The 25,282-nt window shown below is 40.3% G+C and carries 16 protein-coding genes and 1 pseudogene; 1 reads left to right on the forward strand and 16 read right to left on the reverse strand.

Annotated elements, in window-relative coordinates; genetic code table 11:
* Positions 1–53: 53 nt before the first annotated feature.
* Entirely contained in the window at positions 54–3,635 is a 3,582-nt protein-coding gene (rpoB, locus tag ACT170_RS07510) for a DNA-directed RNA polymerase subunit beta (RefSeq protein ID WP_002885744.1), read from the reverse strand.
* A 359-nt stretch (positions 3,636–3,994) separates the two neighbouring features.
* Positions 3,995–6,418 carry a penicillin-binding protein PBP1B gene (pbp1b, locus tag ACT170_RS07515; RefSeq protein WP_444818176.1) on the reverse strand — a complete coding sequence of 808 codons (2,424 nt, stop codon included), beginning with the start codon at positions 6,416–6,418 and terminating at the stop codon, positions 3,995–3,997.
* A gap of 101 nt (positions 6,419–6,519) precedes the next feature.
* On the opposite strand from pbp1b, the gene tyrS reads away from it, so the two are divergent.
* On the forward strand, positions 6,520–7,776 hold the full coding sequence (gene tyrS, locus ACT170_RS07520; protein WP_347095249.1) for a tyrosine--tRNA ligase: 1,257 nt from the start codon (positions 6,520–6,522) through the stop codon (positions 7,774–7,776).
* Between the two features lie 151 nt (positions 7,777–7,927).
* On the opposite strand, the gene ilvC is transcribed toward tyrS, so the two are convergent.
* The 14 genes and pseudogenes from ilvC to adhE all read right to left on the reverse strand — a co-directional run.
* The gene (gene ilvC / locus ACT170_RS07525) at positions 7,928–8,950 is read right to left on the reverse strand and encodes a ketol-acid reductoisomerase (protein WP_002885764.1); all 1,023 of its coding nucleotides are present in this window, start codon (positions 8,948–8,950) and stop codon (positions 7,928–7,930) included.
* Between the two features lie 75 nt (positions 8,951–9,025).
* On the reverse strand, positions 9,026–9,502 hold the full coding sequence (gene ilvN / locus ACT170_RS07530; RefSeq protein ID WP_002887025.1) for an acetolactate synthase small subunit: 477 nt from the start codon (positions 9,500–9,502) through the stop codon (positions 9,026–9,028).
* Positions 9,495–11,195 (reverse strand): acetolactate synthase large subunit, encoded by a 1,701-nt coding sequence (locus tag ACT170_RS07535; RefSeq protein WP_444818177.1) that lies wholly within the window; start codon positions 11,193–11,195, stop codon positions 9,495–9,497. The genes ilvN and ACT170_RS07535 overlap by 8 nt, the downstream gene beginning before the upstream one ends.
* A gap of 133 nt (positions 11,196–11,328) precedes the next feature.
* Positions 11,329–13,050 carry a dihydroxy-acid dehydratase gene (gene ilvD, locus ACT170_RS07540; RefSeq protein WP_151404347.1) on the reverse strand — a complete coding sequence of 574 codons (1,722 nt, stop codon included), beginning with the start codon at positions 13,048–13,050 and terminating at the stop codon, positions 11,329–11,331.
* Between the two features lie 203 nt (positions 13,051–13,253).
* The gene (locus ACT170_RS07545; protein ID WP_444818178.1) at positions 13,254–13,676 is read right to left on the reverse strand and encodes a hypothetical protein; all 423 of its coding nucleotides are present in this window, start codon (positions 13,674–13,676) and stop codon (positions 13,254–13,256) included.
* A gap of 31 nt (positions 13,677–13,707) precedes the next feature.
* Complete coding sequence (locus ACT170_RS07550; protein ID WP_444818179.1) at positions 13,708–14,292, reverse strand: hypothetical protein; 585 nt, start codon at positions 14,290–14,292, stop codon at positions 13,708–13,710.
* Positions 14,276–15,040 (reverse strand): hypothetical protein, encoded by a 765-nt coding sequence (locus ACT170_RS07555; RefSeq protein WP_444818180.1) that lies wholly within the window; start codon positions 15,038–15,040, stop codon positions 14,276–14,278. The genes ACT170_RS07550 and ACT170_RS07555 overlap by 17 nt, the downstream gene beginning before the upstream one ends.
* Before the next feature lie 401 nt (positions 15,041–15,441).
* Complete coding sequence (locus ACT170_RS07560; RefSeq protein ID WP_014635125.1) at positions 15,442–17,109, reverse strand: DAK2 domain-containing protein; 1,668 nt, start codon at positions 17,107–17,109, stop codon at positions 15,442–15,444.
* Positions 17,109–17,474 (reverse strand): Asp23/Gls24 family envelope stress response protein, encoded by a 366-nt coding sequence (locus ACT170_RS07565; protein ID WP_002885694.1) that lies wholly within the window; start codon positions 17,472–17,474, stop codon positions 17,109–17,111. The genes ACT170_RS07560 and ACT170_RS07565 overlap by 1 nt, the downstream gene beginning before the upstream one ends.
* Before the next feature lie 111 nt (positions 17,475–17,585).
* Positions 17,586–18,872, reverse strand: a complete 1,287-nt coding sequence (locus ACT170_RS07570; protein ID WP_073689512.1) for an MATE family efflux transporter — start codon at positions 18,870–18,872, stop codon at positions 17,586–17,588.
* 60 nt (positions 18,873–18,932) lie between these two features.
* A complete protein-coding gene (thrC, locus tag ACT170_RS07575; protein ID WP_064523535.1) occupies positions 18,933–20,417 on the reverse strand; it encodes a threonine synthase in 1,485 nt (494 codons plus the stop codon).
* A 159-nt stretch (positions 20,418–20,576) separates the two neighbouring features.
* Positions 20,577–21,554: a hypothetical protein gene (locus ACT170_RS07580; RefSeq protein WP_444818181.1), complete on the reverse strand. Its 978-nt coding sequence runs from the start codon at positions 21,552–21,554 to the stop codon at positions 20,577–20,579.
* 25 nt (positions 21,555–21,579) lie between these two features.
* Positions 21,580–22,425, reverse strand: a complete 846-nt coding sequence (locus tag ACT170_RS07585; RefSeq protein WP_444818182.1) for a hypothetical protein — start codon at positions 22,423–22,425, stop codon at positions 21,580–21,582.
* Between the two features lie 160 nt (positions 22,426–22,585).
* Positions 22,586–25,198 (reverse strand): annotated as a pseudogene (gene adhE, locus ACT170_RS07590) (bifunctional acetaldehyde-CoA/alcohol dehydrogenase); the annotation flags it as partial.
* Positions 25,199–25,282 lie beyond the last annotated feature (84 nt).

Raw genomic sequence — 25,282 nt, forward strand, 5'->3', positions numbered from 1 at the left:
CACCTTTATCAGCTACCTTAGCAGAGAGTGTGAACTCCCTCTCTAAAGCTTATTTATTCTGTTTTATCTGAAGCTTCTTCTTTAGCTTTTTCTAATTCAGCAGCTTCTTTGGCTTGTTGTACACGTGCTTTTTCAAGATCATCAACGTGCATGACATCGTCGTCTTCACCTTCATCAAGATCACGCAATTCAACTTCGTAGTCATCCTCATCAAGGACACGCATATCAAGACCAAGTGATTGCAATTCTTTAACAAGTACTCGGAATGATTCTGGTACACCTGGTTTTGGAATTGGTTTACCTTTAGTGATAGCTTCATAGGCTTTCAAACGTCCGTTAACGTCATCTGACTTGTAAGTCAAGATTTCTTGAAGGATATTTGATGCACCATAAGCTTCAAGGGCCCAAACCTCCATCTCACCGAAACGTTGTCCACCAAATTGTGCTTTACCACCAAGAGGTTGTTGGGTAACAAGTGAGTAAGGACCAACTGAACGGGCGTGAAGTTTATCATCAACCATGTGGTGAAGTTTGATCATGTACATGACACCAACTGACACACGGTTATCAAATGGTTCACCTGTGCGTCCATCGTAAAGGATTGTCTTAGCATCACTATCCATACCTGCTTCACGAACAGTATCCCAGAGGTCTTCTGAGCTTGCCCCGTCAAAGACTGGTGTTGCGATGTGGATACCCAAGTTACGAGCAGCCATACCAAGGTGAAGTTCCATAACCTGACCGATGTTCATACGTGATGGCACCCCAAGAGGGTTCAACATGATATCAACTGGTGTACCGTCTGGAAGGTAAGGCATGTCTTCAACAGGAACAATACGAGAAACAACCCCTTTGTTACCGTGACGACCGGCCATCTTATCTCCGACCTTGATCTTACGTTTTTGTGCGATGTAAACACGAACAAGCATGTTAACACCTGATTGCAATTCATCACCGTTTGCACGTGTGAAGATTTTAACATCACGAACGACACCATCACCACCGTGAGGTACACGGAGTGATGTATCACGTACTTCACGAGATTTATCACCAAAGATAGCATGGAGAAGGCGTTCTTCAGCAGAAAGGTCTTTTTCACCCTTAGGTGTTACCTTACCAACAAGAATGTCACCTTCTTTAACCTCAGCACCGATACGGATAATACCCATTTCGTCAAGGTCTTTGAGGGCTTCTTCACCAACGTTTGGCAATTCACGTGTAATTTCTTCAGGCCCAAGCTTTGTATCACGTGTTTCTGATTCGAATTCTTCCAAGTGAACAGATGTATAAACGTCATCTTTCACAAGACGCTCACTCATGATAACGGCATCCTCGAAGTTGTAACCTTCCCATGTCATGTATGCGACAATAGGGTTTTGACCGAGGGCCATTTCTCCACCTTCCATAGATGGACCGTCAGCGATAAAGTCACCTTTTTCAACAATATCGCCAACCTTAACCAAAGTACGTTGGTTGTAGGCAGTACCTGAGTTTGAACGACGGAATTTTTGAATAGTATAAACATCAAGAGAACCATCTTCACGACGAACTTCAACTTTATCAGCATCAGAGTAAACAACTTTACCGTCGTGTTGAGCAATAACTGCAGCTCCTGAATCATGGGCAGCTTGATATTCCATACCAGTACCAACATAAGGTGCTTTAGGATCAATCAAAGGCACAGCCTGACGTTGCATGTTGGCACCCATGAGGGCACGGTTAGAGTCATCGTTTTCCAAGAAAGGAATACATGCTGTCGCAACGGCAACTACCTGTTTAGGAGAAACATCCACGAAATCTACAAGGTGTGATGGGTACTCTTGGTTATTACCTTGGTGACGACCCATAACGATTTCTTCTGCAAATGTTCCATCTTCGTTCAATTTAGAGTTAGCCTGAGCAACTGTGTACTCATCTTCTTCATCAGCAGTCAACCAAACCACTTCGTTGGTTACTTTACCAGTTGCACGGTCAACCTTACGATATGGTGTTTGAATGAAACCGTACTTGTTAAGGTGTCCATATGAAGACAAGTTATTGATCAAACCGATGTTAGGTCCTTCAGGTGTTTCAATTGGACACATACGACCGTAGTGCGTGTAGTGCACGTCACGAACTTCATATCCAGCACGGTCACGTGTCAAACCACCAGGTCCCAAGGCTGACAAACGACGTTTGTGTGACAACTCTGACAATGGGTTGTGTTGGTCCATGAACTGTGACAACTGTGAAGAACCGAAGAATTCTTTAACAGCAGCAGTTACAGGGCGAATATTGATGATTTGTTGTGGTGTCAAGACTTCGTTATCTTGAACTGACATACGCTCACGTACGTTACGTTCCATACGAGCCAAACCAATACGAAATTGGTTAGCAAGCAATTCACCAACCGCACGGATACGACGGTTACCAAGGTGGTCGATATCGTCTACTTTACCGATACCTTCAGCAAGGTTGAGGAAGTAGCTCATTTCAGCCAAGATATCCGCTGTTGTCAAAGCACGAACTTTATCATCTGGGTTGGCATTACCAACAATTGTAACCACACGATCTGGATCATTTGGTGCAACAACCTTGAATTTTTGAAGAACAACAGGTTCTGTAACCACCGCATAATCGTTTGGTGTGTATACAAATTTGTTCAAATCACCATCCAAGTATTCTGCGATTGAATCAATCACATCACGTGTCATTTCGGTACCAGCTTCAACAAGGATTTCACCTGTTTCAGGATCTACCAAGTTTTCAGCAATTGTTTGTCCCAAAAGACGTGTCTTGATGTTAAGTTTTTTATTGACTTTGTAACGACCAACAGCAGCCAAGTCATAACGACGTGGATCAAAGAAACGAGCTACAAGCAAGCTACGTGAGCTGTCGGCAGTTTTTGGTTCACCTGGACGAAGACGTTCATAAATTTCTTTAAGCGCTTCATCAGTACGTGAATCTGCTGGGTTTTTGTGGATATCTTTTTCAATGGTATTACGAACCAACTCGCTATCACCAAAGATATCAACAATTTCGTCATCACCTGAGAATCCAAGCGCACGCACAAGCGTTGTGAATGGAATCTTACGTGTACGGTCGATACGAGTGTAGGCAATGTCTTTTGAATCTGTTTCAAGCTCAAGCCATGCCCCACGGTTAGGGATAACTGTTGATCCATAACCCACTTTACCGTTTTTATCAACCTTATCGTTAAAGTAAACACCAGGTGAGCGCACCAACTGAGAAACGATAATACGTTCACCACCATTGATGATGAAAGTACCCATCTCAGTCATAATAGGGAAATCTCCGAAGAAGACTTCCTGAGTTTTGATTTCACCAGTTTCTTTGTTAATAAGACGGAAAGTCACAAAGATAGGTGCTGAGTATGATGCATCGTGGATACGAGCTTCTTCAAGTGTATACTTAGGCTCTTTCAATTCGTAACCAACGAATTCCAATTCCATAGTGTCTGTGAAGTTTGAGATAGGAAGTACATCCTCAAAAACCTCTTTAAGACCAGTATCCAAGAATTCTTTGAATGAATCCGTTTGGATTTCAATCAAGTTTGGTAAATCAAGAACTTCTTTGATTCTTGAAAAACTACGACGGGTACGATGTTTCCCGTATTGAACGTCATGTCCTGCCAAGTCTTCTACTCCTTTTCTACATTCGAGACCTGCTTTGCAAGTCGTGCACTTTAAATATTTGTCTTCTGCCTTGTTCAGTTGCTTGTCCCATTAACAAGTGATTAAACACTAACATCCACTTATCTGATTAAGGATAAGCAAAAAACTTAGTCTGTTAATTTTTAGAACCTTTAAATATGCGTTACAACACTTGAAAATCCTAAAAATAAGCACAAAAATAGCAGCTAAATCTGACCGAAAAAACGTTGATTTAACTGCTGTATCTCTTGATTGGACAATATTTCAACCAAGTAAGACGACAAATAGTTGCCTTTATTATACCTAATTTTTTACTTTTTTGCAAGTTTTCTTGGGAATTCCTAATGCCCTCCAAGAATGCTAGACCAGGCTTTTTGATAGTCACTGTCAGTTCCACCAATAGCAAATTTGTAGGTTGTATCTCCAGGCCCATTTTTAGCCCAATAAGTATCAACCATTTCACCACTTACAGAAACATTACGACCATTGACAGACACTGTTGCTGGTTTAAGACCTGTTGATTTGAGCACACTTGCCTTAATAGCACTTGAATCGATATTAAACTTATCTCCCGTTTTAAAAATACCTGGATTGGCATTGTAGATGGCGGAAGTTAAACGAGCCATATATTGCGCATTGTAGGTGTAACCCGTTTTAGAATTGGTTGGTGTATTATTGTCATAACCAGCCCAACCACCAAGAGTAATACCAGGCGTTGAGACGATCAACCAAGCATCCGCAAAGTTATCTGTCGTTCCTGTTTTACCCATCCAGTCAGCTGAGGCAGCTGCACCATTGACATTTTTCAATTCAGAATGAAATTGAGTTGTCGCTCCCTTAACCACAACTTCCTTGAGCAGGTTATCCATGATGCTAGCCGTAGCTCTTGAAAAGACTTGAACCCCTTCAGATTTATGCTGATAGATAACTTCGCCAGTCCGGTCAGTAATACTATCAATCATATGACCCTTCTCATAGACGCCACCATTTGAAAGCATTTGATAGGCATTTACTTGCTGGGCAACCGTGGTTTCAATTCCCCCGCCAAGAGGTAAACTCTCGATATTGTAGTTAGCAATCTTATAACCCATCTTGGTCATGTAACCCTCAACGTCAACATCATGACGTTGAAGCATTTGATATGTCCAAAAGGCTGGAATGTTCCACGAGGTATTGAGTGCCTCTTGTAGGTTCATCATAGCTGTACCCTTATCACCATCATGGAGAATAGGCGTTCCACCCGTAAAATTAGTTGGGTAGTTAGAAAGGATACTTGAGCTACCCATCAAACCTTGATCAATAGCAATTCCATAAGCAATAATAGGCTTAATAGATGAGCCTGGGGAGCGTGCCGTATCAAAGGCATGGTTATTTTGATTATTTTCGTAACTACGACCACCAACAAATCCTAGAATTGCTCCAGTCGCATTATCCATGAGCACATTTCCGACTTCAACTCCACTATTTCCACCTTGGTCGAGGAGGCCACCATATTGAGTCGCAGCATCTTGCATCGCATTATAAACTGCATTATCAATAGTTGTCTTAACGCTGTAGCCACCGGTTTGTAGCTCTTGTAGGGCCCTCTCACGATAGCTTTCCTTGGTCTTATCATTTTTCAAATCTTGACTCGATACCTTGTCACGTTTAACGAGATAATCATACATGACATCCTGAGCCTCAGACATGACAGAATAGTACAAATAGTCATGACTTACGGCATCAGACTTCTCACCAGCCTTGAAATCTTTAGTGATATCATAATCCTTATAGCTTTCATACTGCGACTTATCTAGATAGCCACCGCGATAAAGATTGTAGAGTACATCTTGCTGACGTGCTAAGCCATAAGAAAGATCCTCTGCATTTTTTAATTGACCGTCAGCTGTATAAGGTGAGTAGACAATCGGGCTCTGTGGCAAACCTGCCAGATAGGCCGCCTGAGGAACTGTCAAATCCGCTGCAGATACCCCAAAGATACCTTGAGCAGCCTCCTCAATACCAGCAATATTTTTCCCCTTGTTGTTACGTCCAAAAGGAGAAACATTCAGATAATCGGTTAAAATTTCATTTTTAGAAGCGCGACGCTCCAATTGTAAGGCATAGATAATCTCTGCCGCCTTACGTTTAAAGGTTGGCGCATCGCCTGTTACCTGTTGCTTGATTAACTGCTGCGTTAGCGTCGAACCACCACTTGAAGAGCCAACCCCCAAAACTGATGACACCAAAGCCCTAAAAACTGCCTTTGGTACAACACCCTTATGCTTTTTAAAATTTTCATCCTCAGTCGCAATGATGGCATTTTTGACATTGTTAGAAATCGCATCACTCTCAATAGGTGTTCTCAGCAAGTCAGTATCAATATCCGCAATCTTCTTGGAATCGGAATAGCTCATCGAAGATACCAAACTAACCTCACTAATCTGATTCAACAAGGTTTTGTCCTTAATCGACGGAACAGACTCAATTTGACTCCCCAGATAACCCAAACCAATTCCTGCACCGAATAAGGTAAGAACGATAATAACCACATAAAAGAAATCAGACAAGAGCTTTAAGGTTTTTAAGAAAACATCACCCATGTCTAAGAGTGTCATCCCATCCTCAGGCGACTTCCGTGCTTGCTTACGATTCCACTTAGATCCAGTCGTAGCTTTCCTTTCTTTAAAAGATTTATCTCCTCTTTTAGACCTAGAACCAGCAAACCTTGTACGAATAGTCTGCCCTAGTCGCCTAAAATAATTTATTATTTTTTCAAAATTCATAGAAATACCTCAAAGCCTATTATAACAAACTTTGACAAAGCTTGCATAGGCCTACTTTCTTTTGGTATAATGGTGCAGAATATACTTTACTGGAGAATATCATGACAATTTTTGAAGAACTAAAAGCACGTGGCTTGATTTTTCAAACCACAGATGAAGAAGCCCTTGTAAAAGCCTTTGAAGAGGGACCAGTCTCATACTACACTGGTTATGACCCAACAGCAGACAGTCTCCACCTTGGACACCTTGTAGCTATCCTTACAAGTCGCCGACTTCAATTGGCTGGACACAAACCTTACGCCCTCGTTGGTGGTGCAACAGGTTTGATTGGTGACCCATCATTTAAAGATGCTGAACGTAGCCTGCAAACCAAAGAAACCGTTGAAGGTTGGGTTGAAAAAATCCAAGGACAACTCTCTCGTTTCCTTGATTTTGAAAATGGTGACAACAAGGCTGTTATGGTCAACAACTATGACTGGTTTGGTTCAGTCAGCTTCATTGATTTCTTGCGTGACGTAGGTAAATACTTCACAGTTAACTACATGATGAGTAAGGAATCTGTTAAGAAACGTATCGAAACAGGTATCTCTTACACTGAGTTTGCCTACCAAATCATGCAAGGTTACGATTTCTATGAACTCAATGATAAATATGGCGTAACCCTCCAAATTGGTGGTTCTGACCAATGGGGTAACATGACAGCAGGTACTGAGCTCTTGCGTCGTAAAGCAGATAAATCTGGACACGTCATCACTGTACCACTTATCACAGATTCAACTGGTAAAAAATTCGGTAAATCAGAAGGTAACGCTGTCTGGCTTGATGCTACTAAAACAACCCCTTACGAAATGTACCAATTCTGGCTCAACGTTATGGATGATGACGCCGTTCGCTTCTTGAAGATTTTCACTTTCTTGTCACTTGAAGAAATCGAAGAAATCGGTAAAGAATTTGATCAAGCTCGTCACCAACGCTTGGCACAAAAGGTTTTGGCTCGTGAAGTTGTGACCTTGGTACACGGTAAAGAAGCCTACGAACAAGCTGTTCACATCACTGAACAACTCTTCGCTGGTAATCTTAAAGCTCTCTCAGCACGTGACCTCAAAGTTGCTCTCCACGGTGTGCCAACCTATGAAATTTCAGCAGACGAAAATCTTAACATCGTTGAACTTCTCGTCAATGCCAAGATTTCTCCATCTAAACGCCAAGCACGTGAAGATGTCCAAAATGGCGCTATCTACATCAACGGTGAACGTGTACAAGACTTGGATTACACTCTCTCAGACACAGATAAAATTGATAATGAAATTACTGTTGTCCGTCGTGGTAAGAAGAAAAACTTTGTCTTGACTTACTAATTTATAGCTATTCTCACTCCTTAATGGAGTGAGGTTTTTTTTGTTGCACTATATTTTACAATTTATCTACCAAAAAAGAGCAGTCGGATTACCAACCACTCTCTTCAGAACACAAAAAACCAGCACTAGGCTGGTTTTCGAGACTATCACATTAGTTATAGATTTTGAATGCGTCGTCGTCGTTTTGACCAACGAATGGCATTGCTTTACGCAATTCAGCACCAACTTTTTCGATTTCAAGGTTAGCAGCTTCTTCACGGTAAGCAGTAAGTTTTGGACGTCCAGCCTTGTAGTCGTTAACGAAGTCGTTAGCGAATTTACCATTTTGGATGTCAGCAAGAACTGCTTTCATATTTTCTTTCACTTGTTCAGTGATAACACGTGGACCTGATACGTAGTCACCGAATTCAGCAGTGTTTGAAATTGATTGACGCATTTTCTTGAATCCACCTTCGTAGATCAAGTCAACGATCAATTTCATTTCGTGAAGCACTTCAAAGTAAGCCAATTCTGGAGCATATCCAGCTTCAGTCAAGACTTCAAAACCAGCTTCGATAAGGGCAGTCAAACCACCACAAAGAACTGCTTGTTCACCAAACAAATCTTCTTCAGTTTCTTCTTTGTATGTTGTTTCAAGAAGACCAACACGTGCTGCACCAACACCTTTACACCAGTCCATAGCGATGTCTTTAGCGTTACCTGTAGCATCTTGGTATACTGCGTAAAGTGCAGGAACACCAAAACCTTCTTCAAATGTACGACGTACCAAGTGACCTGGTCCTTTAGGAGCACACATGAAAACATCAACATCTTTAGGAACTTTGATGAATTCGAAGTGGATGTTAAATCCGTGTGCGAAACCAACAGCATTACCAGCTTCAAGGTTTGGAGCAATTTCTGCTTCGTAAAGTTCTTGTTGGATTTCGTCTGGAGCCAAGATCATGATAACATCAGCCAATTTAGTTGCTTCTGCTACTGTGTAAGTATCAAAACCATCTTCTTTAGCTTTATCAAATGATTTACCTGGACGAACACCGATGATCACATCGTGACCTGTATCACGCAAGTTTTGTGCATGCGCATGACCTTGTGAACCGTAACCGATAACGGCGATTTTTTTACCGTCAAGTGCTGCTACTTTTACGTCTTTTTCATATTCCATTTGAACTGCCATAGTAATATGTCTCTTTTCTAAAAAAATATTTTATTGCCTTTTTAAGGCTGGGTTAACAAATTTAAGTTGGATTTTTTAATCACGGGTAAATCCAGTAGCACCCGTACGAGCGATATTCTTGATTCCGTAAGGACGAATAACTCGTAAAAGCGCCTCGCTCTTTTCAGCATCACCAGTCATCTGGATAGTGATAGAGCTTGGTGCCACGTCAACCACCGAAGCACGGAAAGGTTGAATAATCGCCAAGATTTCAGCACGTTTAGAGGTTGGTGCTGATACCTTAACTAGGATAACTTCACGTTCCAAGTGTGGCTGATCCGTGATATCACGGATGCGAATCACATCAATCTGACGATTAAGCTGTTTGATGATTTGTTCCACTTCATTTTGAGAATTCACATCAATAATAATCGTAATACGTGAAACGTTAGGATCCTCAGAAGCTCCTACAGAGATACTTTCAATGTTAACTTGACGTCGTGAAAGAACACCTGTGAAGCGGTTAAGGACACCCGAACGGTTCTGAAGTTTAGCTGTTAACATTCTACGCATTGAACTTCACCCCCAACATTTCGTGATTACTCTTACCGGCCGGAACGATCGGCAAGACATGCTCTTTACGAGAGATATCCACCTCGATGAACATTGGCACGTCTTCCTTGATAACTTCCAAATCCTGATCAATTGTCTCTGGATTATCAAACTTGTAAGACTTAATGCCGTAAGCTTGAGCCATCAATTGGAAATCTGGAAGGGTATCAAAGACAGACTCTGATGTACGCCCTTCGTAGAAGGACTCTTGCCATTGACGTACCATACCAAGTGAGTGGTTATTCAACATAACAACCTTGATTGGCACCTTGTAAATATTTAAGATAGCCAATTCTTGATTCGTCATTTGGAAACCACCATCACCAACAAAGAGGATAACTTCTTTATCAGGATTAGCAATTTTAGCACCAATTGCTGCTGGGACACCGAATCCCATTGTTCCAAGACCACCTGAGGTCACCAATTGACGCTCATTTTGGTATGGATAATACTGAGCTGTCCACATTTGATGTTGACCAACGTCAGTAACAACAACCGCGTCACCCTTAGTCAATTCACCGATACGCTCGATAACTGCCTGAGGCTGTACCATACGTTCTTTCTTATCGTAAGAACGTACACGCTCTTTGTCTTTTGTAACTTTTTCAATCCATTTTTCAGTGTTATTCTTAACCACTGGTTCTGCTAAGAGCATTTCAAGAGCTTGCTTGGCATCACCAACAACTGGAAGGTCCACTGCAATAATTTTACCAATCTCAGCTGGATCTACATCAATATGGACAACCTTGGCATTCTTAGCAAATGTTTTAGGATTACCTGTCAAACGGTCATCAAAACGACAACCAATGGCAATCATAAAGTCAGCATCGGTCATAGCAATGTTAGCTGCATATGAACCGTGCATACCACCCATACCCAAGAAGAGGGGGTGACTAGTAGCAATTGTCCCTTGACCTAAAAGACTTGTAACAACTGGGATTTTGTAGCGTTCTGCAAAAGCAACTAGCTCCTTAGCAGATTCAGAATAAGACACGCCACCTCCAGCTACAATAACCGGCTTCTTAGCTTTACCCAACTGCTTCAAGATTTTCTTGATTTGCATTTCGTTTGGTCTTAGCGTCGGTTGGTAACTTGGAAGATTAATTTCAGGATCGTTGATGAAGGCTGTTTCCTTAGCTACGACATCTTTAGGGAGGTCGATAACAACTGGACCAGGTCGGCCAGTTGTTGCAATATGAACCGCTTCCCTAATAATACGAGGAATATCAGCTGTATCGCGAATCTGATAATTATATTTTGTAATCGGCATGGTAATTCCGACAATGTCAGCCTCTTGGAAGGCATCCTTACCAATACCTGGTATTGCGACCTGACCAGTAAAGACTAGGAGAGGTACGCTATCACTCATAGCATCTGCAATCCCTGTAATAGCATTAGTGGCACCAGGACCACTCGTTACAAGAGCAACACCGAGTTTACCAGTTGATTTGGCATAACCTTCAGCTTCGTGCAGACTTCCTTGCTCATGACGAGATAAGATATGATTAATCTTGTCATTTTTGTAAATAGCATCATACAAAGGAAGAACCGCTCCGCCAGGATATCCAAAGATAGTTGAAATCCCAAGTTCAAGAAGTGTATCTAGAATTAAATCAGCACCAGAGCGTGCTTCTTCAAGTTCAATTTTCTTCACATGGACCTCCTTTAGTAGTTGTTTTTTTCGAATTGTCTAAAAATTCAAAACCTTGTATACTATGATAACATTTTTAACCAAATTTGCAAGGGTTTCGGAGAAAAATATCACAAACTCTTCGGAAAGAATGTTCTTAGTTTTTTTCTTGTGCTTGACGTTCTGCTTTACGTTCTTCGAATTCTTCGTCACTCATCAAAGTTCCGCCGACATTAGCTGATTTAGCAAAGGCTGTATAGCGACGCAACCAACCACTTGAAATTTTTGATTTGAAAGGTTTCAAATGTTTGCGACGTTCTTCAAGGGTTGCATCATCGACAAGCAAATCAAGGGTACGATTTGGTAGGTCAATCACGATTTCATCGCCATCTTCGATTAGGGCGATATTACCACCCTCTGCTGCTTCTGGAGAAACGTGACCAATAGCAATACCACGAGTAGCTCCTGAGAAACGACCATCCGTAATCAGTGCCACATCCTTACCTAGACCGCGTCCGACAATCTTAGAAGTTGGCGCAAGCATCTCTGGCATACCAGGTCCACCCTGAGGACCTTCGTAACGAATGACAACGACATGGCCCTTCTTAACTGTTCCATTATCAATCAACTCAAGGGCCTGATCTTGTGAATCACAACAAATAGCTTTACCGCGGAAAGTTTTAACAGACGGATCTACACCACCGACCTTGATAACAGCTCCATCCTGAGCAATATTACCGTAAAGGATAGACAAACCACCAACTGGTGAGATAGGATGCTCAATTGGATGGATAATTTCTTCATTCTTGATTTCAGCACCAGCTACGTTTTCTTTCAAAGTTTTACCAGTAACTGTAATACGCTCACCCTTAATGGCTCCTTTTTTAATCAACTGATTGATAATGGCTGGAACACCACCAGCTTCGTGCACATCATGCATAGTGTAAACACTTGAAGGTGCAATTTTAGAGAGATAAGGTGTCTTCTTGGCAATTTCGTTAATGTCCTTAAGGTCATAGTCAATACCGGCCTCACGCGCAATAGCAAGAGTATGAAGAACAGTATTGGTTGAACCACCCATGGCCATATCTAGAGCAAACGCATCATCGATAGCTTCTTTGGTCACAATATCACGTGGGCGAACATTATTTTTGATGTTATCCATCAATTTTGTGGCTGCTTGACGAACCAATTCACGACGTTCATCTGAAACGGCTAGGATAGTACCGTTACCTGGAAGGGCAAGGCCCAAAACTTCCATCAAACAGTTCATTGAGTTAGCGGTAAACATTCCTGAACATGAACCACAAGTTGGACAAGCATTTTTCTCCAAATAATCGAGCTCATCCATGCTCATATCACCAGCCTGATAAGTACCTACTGCTTCAAACAAACTTGAGAGAGTCGCTTGATGACCAGTCATGTCAACGCCACCCTTCATAGGTCCACCAGAACAAAATACTGCTGGCACATTAGTACGCATAGCCGCCAAAATCATCCCTGGTGTAATCTTATCACAGTTAGGAATGTAGAAAACCCCGTCAAACCAGTGGGCATTAATAACTGTTTCTGCAGAATCGGCAATCAATTCACGAGATGGAAGACTGTAACGCATCCCAATATGCCCCATGGCAATCCCATCATCCACACCAATGGTATTAAACTCAAAAGGAATACCGCCAGCCTCACGGATAGCTTCCTTGGCAATATCTGCTAATTCACGCAAGTGAACATGCCCTGGAACAATGTCAATATAAGAGTTACAAATAGCAATGAAGGGCTTTCGCATATCCTTGGCAGATTTAACTTGCCCAGTCGCATACAAAAGTCCGCGTGCTGGTGCCTTATCAACACCAACTTTGATCATATCACTTCTCATGATGTTACCTTCAATCTATAAAATTTCTTACAACATATGTTACCACTTTGGAAAGTAATGTCAAGAAATTTTCAGAATATTCCTGTAATTTCGAAAAAACGTTCCTGCTGTATCGAAACCGACAAAACAAAAAGGAGGACCTAAGTATCCCCCCCAATATATGTTAGCTATTATATCTCACTAAAGTTGATAATAGTCTAAAATTAATTACTTTTTTCAGGAATAAAATTCCTTCTATCCTTTTCACTTTCTTCAATTAAGTCTTCAAAAGACATCGGTTTAACTGGACTATCTTTAAACGTAGTTATTTCTTCTAAATATGATAACAGTTCTTTTAGAAAACCAATGTATACCAAAAAAATACTCTCATTTGTTAATTTCTCAACCTCAAAAATAATCGAAGCTCTCAAATTTACATCCCTAAAAAGAATATCGGATTCTAAATACTCTTCAACATTGATTTCAATTTCTAAGATACATCTTTTTGTTTCTTCAAATTTCTTACTTACTCCAAAATTAATTGAAATATCACTTTCTTGGATTACTCTCAACGTTTCTTTTTCATCAGAGATATCTGGAAAATAATTATTAAAGTTGATACTCTCAATTTTTTTTATTTCACTCAAGGGGTCCTCCTGTTCTAAGATTCTTCAAAGTCTAACAAACGTTCAATGTTGATACTTCTACACTTGTAAAATCTGCATCATCAAGAGTATTTATACTATCTATGCAATTCGTATTTTTTTTGTTTATCTCCATAGTCTGATTGAAATTGTACTGTTCTACTAAATCCTTTCTCTCTTTTAATCTCTTTAATTGATACTGTATGCACTCATCATTGGGAAGACTCCCATCTAACATACAATTAGGCATAGGTATCTTATCAGCTACATCACTAATAGTTCCCACCTTTTTGCGAGGAAAAATTTTTTGACCTATCTGTCCCACTCTTTCTTTATCTTTGGATTCATCTAACACATCGTAAATAGAAAGTTTCCCTTCTAAAAGCTTAATTATACTATCGAAGTTAGTCTCTGATTTCATAACTTCTAGCACTTTCGCTCTCTTTCCGTTTCTTTTTACATACCTATCTTGTAAAACATAAAAAAGGTAGAGCCTCTCGCCCATACTAGTTGTAAACATAATGGGTCTATCTAATGTAAATAACTTATAAAACTCTGCACTGTTTGTTTGAGTTGTTATTACATTTAAAAAATTGAGGGCTTTATTTTCTAAGTTCATAAACTAAATCCTCCTCATCTACTGGAATATCATAAATTTTTATATCCTTAGTAATTTCGTTAAAATTCGGTTCAATACCTTTCTTTAGCCATCCATAATGTAAACATATACATCCAGGCTCGTTGACTTTCGGTTTCTGATCCTCTTTATATATGCCGAAATCAATATTTAGCACAAAAAAGAAATTAAAACGTCCCAACAACTTTAAATTATACTTACACTTCAAAAGTTGTAACTTACTTCTTATCACTTGTACATCTGAAATCAACTTTTGTTCTTCATCAAACATTCTAAAAAAAGATGTCGTTCGATTTCCGGATTTATTTTCTTTAATATACTCCTTTTTGCCATCTTTATTAAAATTTATTTTTAATTTATCAATAGCCTCTTGGGGTATATATGGTTTTAAAAAAACACTCACATTCTCATGCTTATGTTTTTCAAAAATATCCTTATACTTGTTAACCCACTTATTAGGTAATAGAAACATTCCCTTCTCTCGAACATAATCACTATAAGGAAATTCAAAGGATTCCGTTTCCTCCATATAACAATCAAAATCATCAAATTCATCAATGTCTTCTGATTTCTCTTCTTCGGCTAATAAAGTATCTATATCTAGTTTTTCATCTATAAATCGTATCGCTACTTCTAAACTATTACCTTCACAATAATTTTCTAAGTTCAGATTAATAATTTCGAATTCAGTACTATATTCTGTTTCAGTTCTTAGCTGTAAATCCGTCATTATAACTCCCCATACATAAGAATAAACCAATCATACATCATTATAAATCTTTTTTAGCGCTTTATCAACTCCTATTTACCTTCATCCCTCTTTGATTAGGTCATCTGACTTTACCGAAACGTTCTTTTCCCAAATACAAATATATAAAATATTCTCATATCAATATATTAATAAAGATTCTAGGGGTCTAGAATACATACTATTTCTCTACCTAGTTATATCTCTTAATGCAGCTCCTCTACTTTACTTCTTCAAAATAACCGTAATATCCAACCGATATTTTCCTTTACAAGTAGTTTAAAAGAATCACAAAAATATAACATCTAGCATATCTCTAATAACTTTTTGGAGAAATAAGCTAAAAAGGAAGCCCTAAGACTTCCTTTTTGTTTATTTTTAAATTATTCAACACTGAAGAGGTATGGATAAACTGGTTGGTCTCCTTGGAAGATTTCAACTTCGATATCTTCGTGAGCCTCTTCCAATTTTTCCGCAAGTGCTTGAGCTTGTTCTTGATTACCTTCTTCGCCGACGTAAATCATAACAATTTCACTATCTTCGTCAATCATCTTGTCAAAGGTGTCAAGAAGGGCTTGGTCCATATCTGGTGTAGACACAAGGATCTTACCATCCACCATACCAAGGATATCATTTTCATGAATCTCAAGACCATCAATAGTTGTGTCACGTACTGCCAAAGTCACGCTACCACTTGTAACATCTGAAAGACTAGCTGTCATCGCTTCAACATTAGCTTCGATACTTTGGCTAGGGTCGAAAGCAAGCAAGCTTGTAAAGCCTTGTGGTACTGTACGTGTTTCAACAACTGCAGCATTAACATCTACTACTTCAGCGGCTGATTGTGCTGCCATAAAGATGTTTTTATTATTTGGCAAGATGATAACATTCTTAGCATTAACCTGCTCAATAGCCTTAACAATATCTTCTGTTGATGGGTTCATTGTTTGACCACCTGAAATCACATAGTCAACACCTTGTGATTTGAAGATATCTGCAAGTCCATCTCCAGCAACAACTGCAATAAGGGCAAAATCTTTAGGAGCAGAAGGTGCAGCTTGGATAGCTTCTTCTTTTTGAACTTGTGCATCGTGTTGGTTACGCATGTTGTCAACCTTAACTTTGACAAGAGCCCCATATTTAAGACCTTCTTGCATGACAAGACCTGGATCCTCTGTATGGACGTGAACTTTTACAATTTCATCGTCGTTAACAACAAGGAGAGAATCCCCAAGGTTACTCAAGTAATTTTGGAACTCTTCATAGTCAAAGTCTTTCACATAAGTCGGACCTTGTTTGAGACCAATCATGATTTCCGTACAGTAACCGAAGGTAATGTCTTCTGTTGCAACATGACCAGCAACTGACTTATGGTGTTCTGCATTAATCATCTCTGTCATCGTAGCAGGTGTCGCTTGGAAGTCCTCTGAAGCGATATACTCACCTGTGAGGGCTGACAAGAAACCTTCATAAATGAAGACCAAACCTTGACCACCTGAGTCTACCACACCAACTTCTTTCAAAACTGGAAGCATCTCTGGTGTCTTAGCCAAGGCAGCCTTAGCTCCATCGAGAGCTGCACGCATAACCTCAACAGCATCATTCGTAGATTCAGCTTTCTTAATCGCTGCTGAGGCTGCACCACGTGATACTGTAAGGATTGTTCCTTCGACAGGTTTCATAACTGCTTTATAGGCAACTTCAACACCTGCTTGGAAGGCATGAGCTAGATCTTGGCCGTCAAGTTCCGTTTTATCCTTGATACTTTGACCAAATCCACGGAACAATTGTGACGTGATAACACCCGAGTTACCACGGGCACCCATCAAAAGACCTTTAGATAAAATCTGACCAACTTCACCAACTGTTGAAGCTGATTGATCTGCGACAGCTTTGGCTCCGTTATCCATAGTCATTCCCATGTTTGTTCCAGTATCTCCATCTGGTACTGGGAAGACATTGAGTGAATTCACATATTCTGCTTGCTTACCTAGACGTGTTGCTGCCGCTTGGACCATCTCCTGAAGCAAGCTTGTTGTAATTTTAGACACTAGTTTTCTCCTACGACTTTAATATTTTGAACGTAAACATTTACTGTTTCAGCCTTGATACCGAGTTGATTCTCAAGATTAAATTTCACACGTTCTTGAATATTTTTTGAAACCTCACTAATCTTAACACCGTAACTCATAACAGTGTAAACATCCACAGTGATACCTGCATCAGTAGATTTCACGACAACTCCTTTTGCGTAGTTTTCCTTTCCAAGAAGTGCTTGAAAATTATCTCGGATAGCACTCTTACTTGCCATACCGACAACGCCAAAAATTTCTGTTGCTGAACCGCCAACTACTGTTGCGATGACATCATCTGACAATTCGATTTGACCATCTTTTGTATTGATTTTTACAGTCATAATTACTACCTCAAAAAGTTTTTATCAGCTTATTTTACCATATTCGAGCTTACTTGTAAAAAATAAGAAGAAGATGCCCTTTGAATAAGAGTATCTCCTCAATATTTATCATTAAAACTTTCTCTTTATGAGATAACGACGGTACATCACATAGAGGAAGACCGCACGCCATACATTATCAACAACGGTTGCAATCCAAACACCCGCAAGACCCATTCCCAGACTCACCCCAAGAAAATATCCTGAGAAAATTCGGATAATCCACATCCCAATAGTTGTCGCATAGAAAGGCATCTTAGCCTTACCCAGACCTTGCCAAACTGCAGTGTAGACTAGAGTCGCCGAAGTCACAGGATTCCCAAGGAAAGAATAAAGAATAACTACCTGACTAGCCGCAATAGCTGCTTTATTATCTGTAAAGAGACCTGATAATCCTTGTCCAAAAAGCAAGATACCCCCTGAAACCAGAACCATCAAGAAGGTTGAAATCCAATAAGACTCTCGTATAATACGCTTCATCTGCGCCTTATCCCCTCGTCCCAGACTATTAGCAACCAAGATAACTGTAGCTGTGGCGACTCCCATACCAGGCATATAGTTAAACTGAGTGAGGTTTTCACCAATGGCGTTACCACCGACAACGGCTGTACCAAAGGTAACAATAATAGCCACAATGACCACATCTCCAGCACGCATCATCAGTCGTTCACCTGCTGCTGGCAGAGCAATTCCCAACAACTCCCTGTTGAAAGGTTTGGTAACTTCAAGCTGCTTCACATCCAGTTTCATCGCTTGCCACAGTATCACTGTCCCAACCAGACGAGAAAAAACCGTAGCCGTTGCGACCCCAATAATCCCCCAATGTCCCACAAAGATAGCTAAAGAAGATAAAATAGCATTAAGGACATTAGTTAAAAGACTGACGACCATGGAAATACGAGGCCGTCCCTTGGCCCGTAGTATGTTACCAAAAGTAGTCATTAAGGCTAGGAAAACCACTCCTCCACCGACAAGAGCAAGGTAGAGACTACCAGCCTGAGTTACAGATTGCTCAGTACCTAAAAGATTAAGAATGGCCCCACCACCAAAAATGGAAAGTAAACCAAGAATGAGACTAAGAGCAAGGGTAATAATAATAGCATCCCAGGTGTCTCGGTTAGTCGCTTTAACATCTCCCTTCCCTAGACTTCTAGCAATGACACTGGCACTTGAGGCTCCTAGAGCAATGAAGATAGCTTGGTAAATCGTGATTATATTATTGGCTACGGAAACCCCTGATATGGCGACAATACCAACCTGAGCCACTAGGTAAGAATCGACAACCCCCATCAACATTTGTAGAAGGTTTTCGGCCATAGCAGGCAAGGCTATGTTTAGAATTTTCTTTGTTTCTGTCATAATATTCTCTTCTATATTGATAAAAATAGGGCTGATTTCTCAGCTCCTATTTTTTTATTCTTATACACCAAGATAGCTTTCAACTGCTTTTTGCATATCAGCTGCCGCAACAACTGTTTTATGGCGAACTTCCGCATGTTCAAGTCCATCTACAGCAGCTGGGATAGCTACACCTGAAAGTTGGTGCAAATCTTCCACTGCTTTGAAATCATCCCCACTGTCTTTACCAGTGACAGCTGAAATAGCCACACGTGGGAATTTATATGGGCTAGCTGTTGAAGCGATAACTGTAGGGGTGTGGTCATCTGTCTTTTGAACATATGCTTCGTAAACAGCTGAGGCAACCGCTGTATGAGGATCTTCGATATACTTGTTTTCATCATAGACACGTTTGATTTCAGCAGCTGTTTCATCCTCAGTTGCAAAACCTGCTGCAAACAAATCAAGAATATCTTTATCTGCACCAGCCAAAGTATACTCGCCCTTAGTCACAAGTGCATCCATGAGCTCTTTAGTCTTAGCAGCATCATTACCAAGAAGGTGGAAAATCAAGCGTTCCAAGTTAGAAGATACCAAGATATCCATAGAAGGACTTGTCGTTACCTTGAAATCACGTTTCTTGTCATAAGTACCCGTTGCGAAGAAGTCTGTGAGGACGTTATTTTCATTAGAGGCACAGATTAATTTGCCAACCGGAACACCAATCTGACGTGCATAATAAGCCGCCAAGATATTACCAAAGTTTCCTGTTGGTACTGTGAAGTTAACCTTATCTCCGTTTTGGATATGACCTGCCTTAACCAACTGCGCATAGGCATATACATAGTAAACCACTTGTGGTACCAAACGACCGACGTTCATTGAGTTAGCTGATGAGAATTGCGTATGATGAGCCAACAATTTCTCACGCAAGTCAACATCATTAAACATACGTTTCACATCGGTTTGGGCATCATCAAAGTTACCATCAATGGCAATAACGTGAGTGTTAGCTCCTGTTTGAGTGGTCATTTGCAATTCTTGGATTTTTGAAACACCGTCTTTTGGATAAAAGACAATAATTTCAGTTCCAGGAACATCTGCAAAACCAGCCATAGCAGCCTTACCAGTATCACCTGATGTCGCTGTCAAGATAACAATCTTATTATCAACACCTTGCTTTTTAGCTGATGTTGTTAGCAAGTAAGGCAAGATTGAAAGGGCCATATCTTTGAAAGCGATAGTAGAACCATGGAAAAGTTCAAGGTTGTAGTGGTTCTTAAGTTTAACTACTGGTGCAATAGCAGCTGTATCAAACTTGTCGTCATAAGCATTTGTGATACAGTAATCTAATTCCTCTTCCGTAAAATCATCCAAGAAAGCTGACAAGACCAATTTAGCAACTTCTTGGTAAGAAGCGTCTTTCAATTGATCAAAGTCCAAAGCAACCTCAGGTGTTGACAATGGTGTGAACAAGCCACCATCTGTTGCCAAACCTTGAAGAATAGCTTGACTAGCAGTTACTTTATTATTTTCGTCACGTGTTGATTGGTATACAAGTGTCATGGTAAATCCTCTTTTTAGATAGTCTGTGGCTCTATTGTAGCATAATTGTCAGAATATTTCTACACGTATTGTGACTTGTGAGAAAATCATTCGGATATCACCTTATTCTCTTCCCTCAAAGACATGAAAAAATCCGGAATAGCGATTCCGGATGTCATTTTAAAATTTATCTTTGGTGTCATTCTTAGTTGAGAAAGTAATATCTTTTGATTTACCATCACCAGTGAGCGTTACTTTCTTGTCTTTTTTAGTCACTTTTAGCTCTTGACCTTTTTTCACATTGAGACCATCGATATCAACATCTTTGTTGACAGAAGTAACAGTCATCTTATGCCCCAAGCGACTAACCTTCCCTTTGAAAAGGGTTGTTGTTGTTTCGCCTGTCTTCGAATCATACTTTTGACCATTATCTTTCGCAGCTTTTTCAAGAGCTTCATCAAGTTCTTTTTCTATGGTTTCCTCACTATAATAGTTTTCAAAAGAATCTCCATAGAAGGCTTTAAATAAATCTCCAAAGGCTGAGAAGGACTTCTGAACCCTCTCACGATAGTCCTTGATATAGGTTTTCTTATCAAAAGTATAGCTAGCAGTCACCTTGGCATTGCTACCTTTTACTTTCATGGTTACAGCAGTATCTTTAAAGTACTTTTCAAGCTCCTTACTATCCAAGTCTGTCAAACTTTCAGACATGCTTGAGCTATACTCTCTACCTAGAGAACTACTGTACCATTTGCCATCAATATTACCTGTCACATAACGGTAAGTCATAAAGCCACCGATACATAAGAAGACAAGGACTACTGCTGACAAAACTGAGACTAGGATGCGTTTTTTCTTTTTGGGATCCATTGGTTTTTTAGGAGCCAAATTTGCCATAGCTGCTTGTCCTTCTGGAAAAGCAACCGTAGAAGGTGCAGTTGCTGTTACTACTGGTGCCGTTTCAGTTGGTAGAGGACTAGTACTTGTCTCGACGATTTCTGCCTCAACCTTAATAGGTTCAGTAGTAGCTGCATCTTCAGTTTTAGCCGGTGCTTCATTAACAAACTCCCCAGCTTTCAAAGCATCCGCCATTTCCTGAATACTCGGCTTGCGTCCGTTTACCGTTTCAAAATAGTCCAACCATTCTGCTCTTGTCATTTATATTCCTCTTTAATTTCCTTTTTTATTTATTTTTTGTAAAGCTAATGTCACCAAATTCACTGTGTGCCTTAATAGTAAAGCCTCCATTGTTAGTCGTATAATCTAATACATCACCTTTTTTAAAAGCATCTGAATCTCCAGCCTTATCCACAGTGATTGTTTGCTCCCAACGGTTAATATCACCCGTAAAAGCAGTTGTTGTGACACGACCGGTTTTGGCATCGTAGGTATAACTCTTTGGAAGTTCTTTCTTCACTGTCTCATCAAACTGTTTATAGTAGTCTTTTTCTGACAATGAATAACTATCAAAAACCTCCGAGAACTCCTCGCCGTACTGACCTTTCAATTCAGTAACTCTACTCTGGTAAGCCTGATAAAGACCTTTACGATTGTAAACAAAGCTCACTTTTAAGTGAGCCTTATTGTCAGTAATACTCATTGCTGTATTGATATCGGTGATAAGATCTTGACCTTGTAGTAAAGCATTACTAACTTTATTCTTAGTATTAGCAGTATCTTTCAGAGTGGCTAACATTTTCTCACTAAAGGTTGGGCTTGTCCAATCGCCCTCAATGCTTGCGGCTCGATAACGGTATCCCATCACGAGACAAACAATCAAAAGTATGGTGAGTATCGCTGCAATCACACCTGATACCATCCCCACAATATTCTTTGAGGTTACTGGCTCCTTTGATTCTTTTACTTGTTGACTAGGATTGAATTGAACACTCACCATCCTATCAGCATTAAACTCTTTAAACTTATTAGTCGCTCTATTCCCTGCTGCAGAAGCCACTGGTGGCCTCAATTCACGAGACTTGAGAGGATGTGCTGTTTCACCCAAACTAAGCCCTTCTTCTTTTGTCATAGGAATCTCCTTATCTCGCTGTAAGGTTATTATAACAATTCTTAAAGCGTTTTTCTATCTTATTCGGGAAAGTCCTTTATTTTTAATTTGGATAAACACTCTAATATAGAAGGTTTCTAGCAAAAAAAGTAGCCCCTATAGAGCTACTTTAGTCTATCGCTTATCCTTTATAATCAAAGGCAATTTCGATGATTTCTTTCAATTCTGAAATAAGTGGTTCTTTCGGATTAGCTGTTGTACATTGGTCTTCATAAGCATGTTCGGCCAAAGTATAGGCAGTGTCTTGAAGAAGTTTCTTAGTAACACCTTGTCCCTTCCAGTTCATGGCAATACCAACGGCAATACCCAATTCGTATACTTTTTGTGCCAAAACTTCAACCAATTCAGCATCTGATTGCTTGTCAGTACCCCATCCCATAAAACGAGCGATATCTGCGTAATCTTTGTCTGCACGGAAGTAGTCATATTTAGGGAACATAGCGTGTTTTTGAGGATCACGACCGTTGTAACGGATAACGTGAGGCATCAAAATCGCATTAGTACGTCCGTGTGGAATGTCAAACATAGGACCAACCTTATGCGCTAGTGAGTGGTTGATACCAAGGAAGGCATTGGCGAAGGCCATACCAGCCATTGTTGACGCATTATGCATTTTTTCACGTGATTCTTCATCACCAAAGCGGTAAGAATGTTCAAGATTTTCAAAAACAAGTTTAATCGCTTGAAGTGAAAGTCCACGTGTATAGTCGCTAGCCATTACTGATACGTAAGACTCAATAGCGTGAGTCAAAACGTCCATACCTGTATCTGCTGTAACACTAGCAGGCACACTCATAACTAAAGCAGGGTCAACGATGGCAATATCTGGAGTCAAAGCGTAATCTGCCAATGGATACTTGATATGAGTTTCACTATCAGTGATAACCGCAAATGACGTTACTTCTGAACCTGTCCCTGAAGTTGTTGGGATACAGATGAATTGTGTCTTCTGAGCGTAAGGAATCTTGTAGGTACGTTTACGGATATCCAAGAATTTTTGTTTAGCGCCGAAGAAGCTTACATCTGGGTGTTCAAAGAACATCCACATAGCCTTAGCAGCATCCATTGCAGAACCACCACCAAGAGCGATGATTACATCTGGTTGGAAGTCTACAAAACGTTCCAATCCTTTATAAACCGTATTAGTAGATGGGTTTGGCTCAACGTCTGAGAAGACATCTACTGCTGGTCTGTGGCGGTTAAGTTCCAATTGGCGTTTAACCAAGTCAGCGTAACCAAACTGAACCATACCAGGGTCACAAACCAACATCACGCGGTCAGCTTCAATGTGACGCAAGTAAGTTATTGAATCTTTTTCGAAGAAGATTTTTGGTGGGACGCGAAACCATTGCATGTTATTGCGGCGCTTTGACAATGTCTTGACATTCAAGAGGTCAAATGAGCTAACATTGTGTGAAACTGAGTTATGACCGTGTGAACCACAACCAAGAGTCAATGATGGAATCATGTTATTGTAGATATTACCGATACCACCTTCAGCTGATGGGCTATTTACCAATACACGGCAGGCTTTCATGCTAATACCAAATTGGAGTTGAAGGTCTTCATTTTCAGTATGGATAACAGCTGTATGTCCGAGACCTCCCAAATTGAGCATGCCTTCTGCTTTTTTGAATCCATCTTCAACGCCATCAGATTTGATAAGGGCAAGTACTGGAGACAATTTTTCTAAGGCAAGTGGGTGTTCCATTGTTGCATCTGGAATTTCTGCCAAAAGCATTTTTGTACCTGCAGGAACTTTAAGGCCAGCTTTTTCAGCAATTTCAATAGCTGAGTGACCTACAATGGCACCATTTACAGCTGTACGCGCTTCATTAAGAACGACTTTTTCCAATTTAGCAATGTCAGCTTTTTTAGAAATGATGACACATTGATGTGCTTCAAATTCAGCCTTAACTTCGTCATAAATAGCTACATCAACGATAGCTGCTTGTTCAGACGCACAAATCATACCATTATCAAAAGTTTTTGAAACGATGATATCGTTGACCGCACGTTTAACCTTAGCATCAGCAGCGATATAAGATGGGACGTTTCCGGCTCCTACACCAAGCGCTGGTTTACCAGTTGAATAAGCAGCCTTAACCATACCAGGTCCACCAGTCGCAAGTACTGTGGCAATCTTAGGATGGTTCATCAAAAGACCAGTTGCTTCGATAGATGGCTCTTCAATCCACTGGATGCAGTCCTTAGGTGCACCTGCTTCAATAGCTGCATCACGAACAATACGAGCAGCCTCTGCAGATGATTTCTGAGCTGATGGGTGGAAGGCAAAGATGATAGAGTTACGTGTCTTAAGAGCAATGAGGGCTTTGAAAATGGTTGTTGAAGTTGGGTTAGTTGTTGGTGTAACCCCACAGATAACACCAACCGGCTCAGCGATAGAAACCAAACCTTGTTCTTTATCTTCAGCAATAACGCCTACAGTTTTGTCATATTTAATACTATTCCAAATGTATTCAGAAGCATACATGTTCTTGATGGCTTTATCTTCGTAAATACCGCGCCCTGTTTCATCAACGGCCAATTTAGCCAAATACATGTGTTTATCTAGAGCAGCAATCGCAGCTTGGTGAACAATATGGTCCACTTGCTCCTGCGTAAAGTTAGCCATAGCATCAAGGGCTTCAACCCCTTTTGTTGCCAATTCATCTATTACTGTTTGAACATCTTTAGTTTGTTTAGTCATATGAAACTCCTTTGAATACTTGTTAAAAACTTCACAAGCTTTAACACAAGTATATTATAGCGTTTTCTAGTCGCCATGTAAACCCTTACAACGATAAAAATAAAGAAA

The sequence above is a fragment of the Streptococcus sp. cx1 genome (assembly GCF_052384325.1).
Taxonomy (GTDB): Bacteria; Bacillota; Bacilli; order Lactobacillales; family Streptococcaceae; genus Streptococcus; species Streptococcus salivarius_G.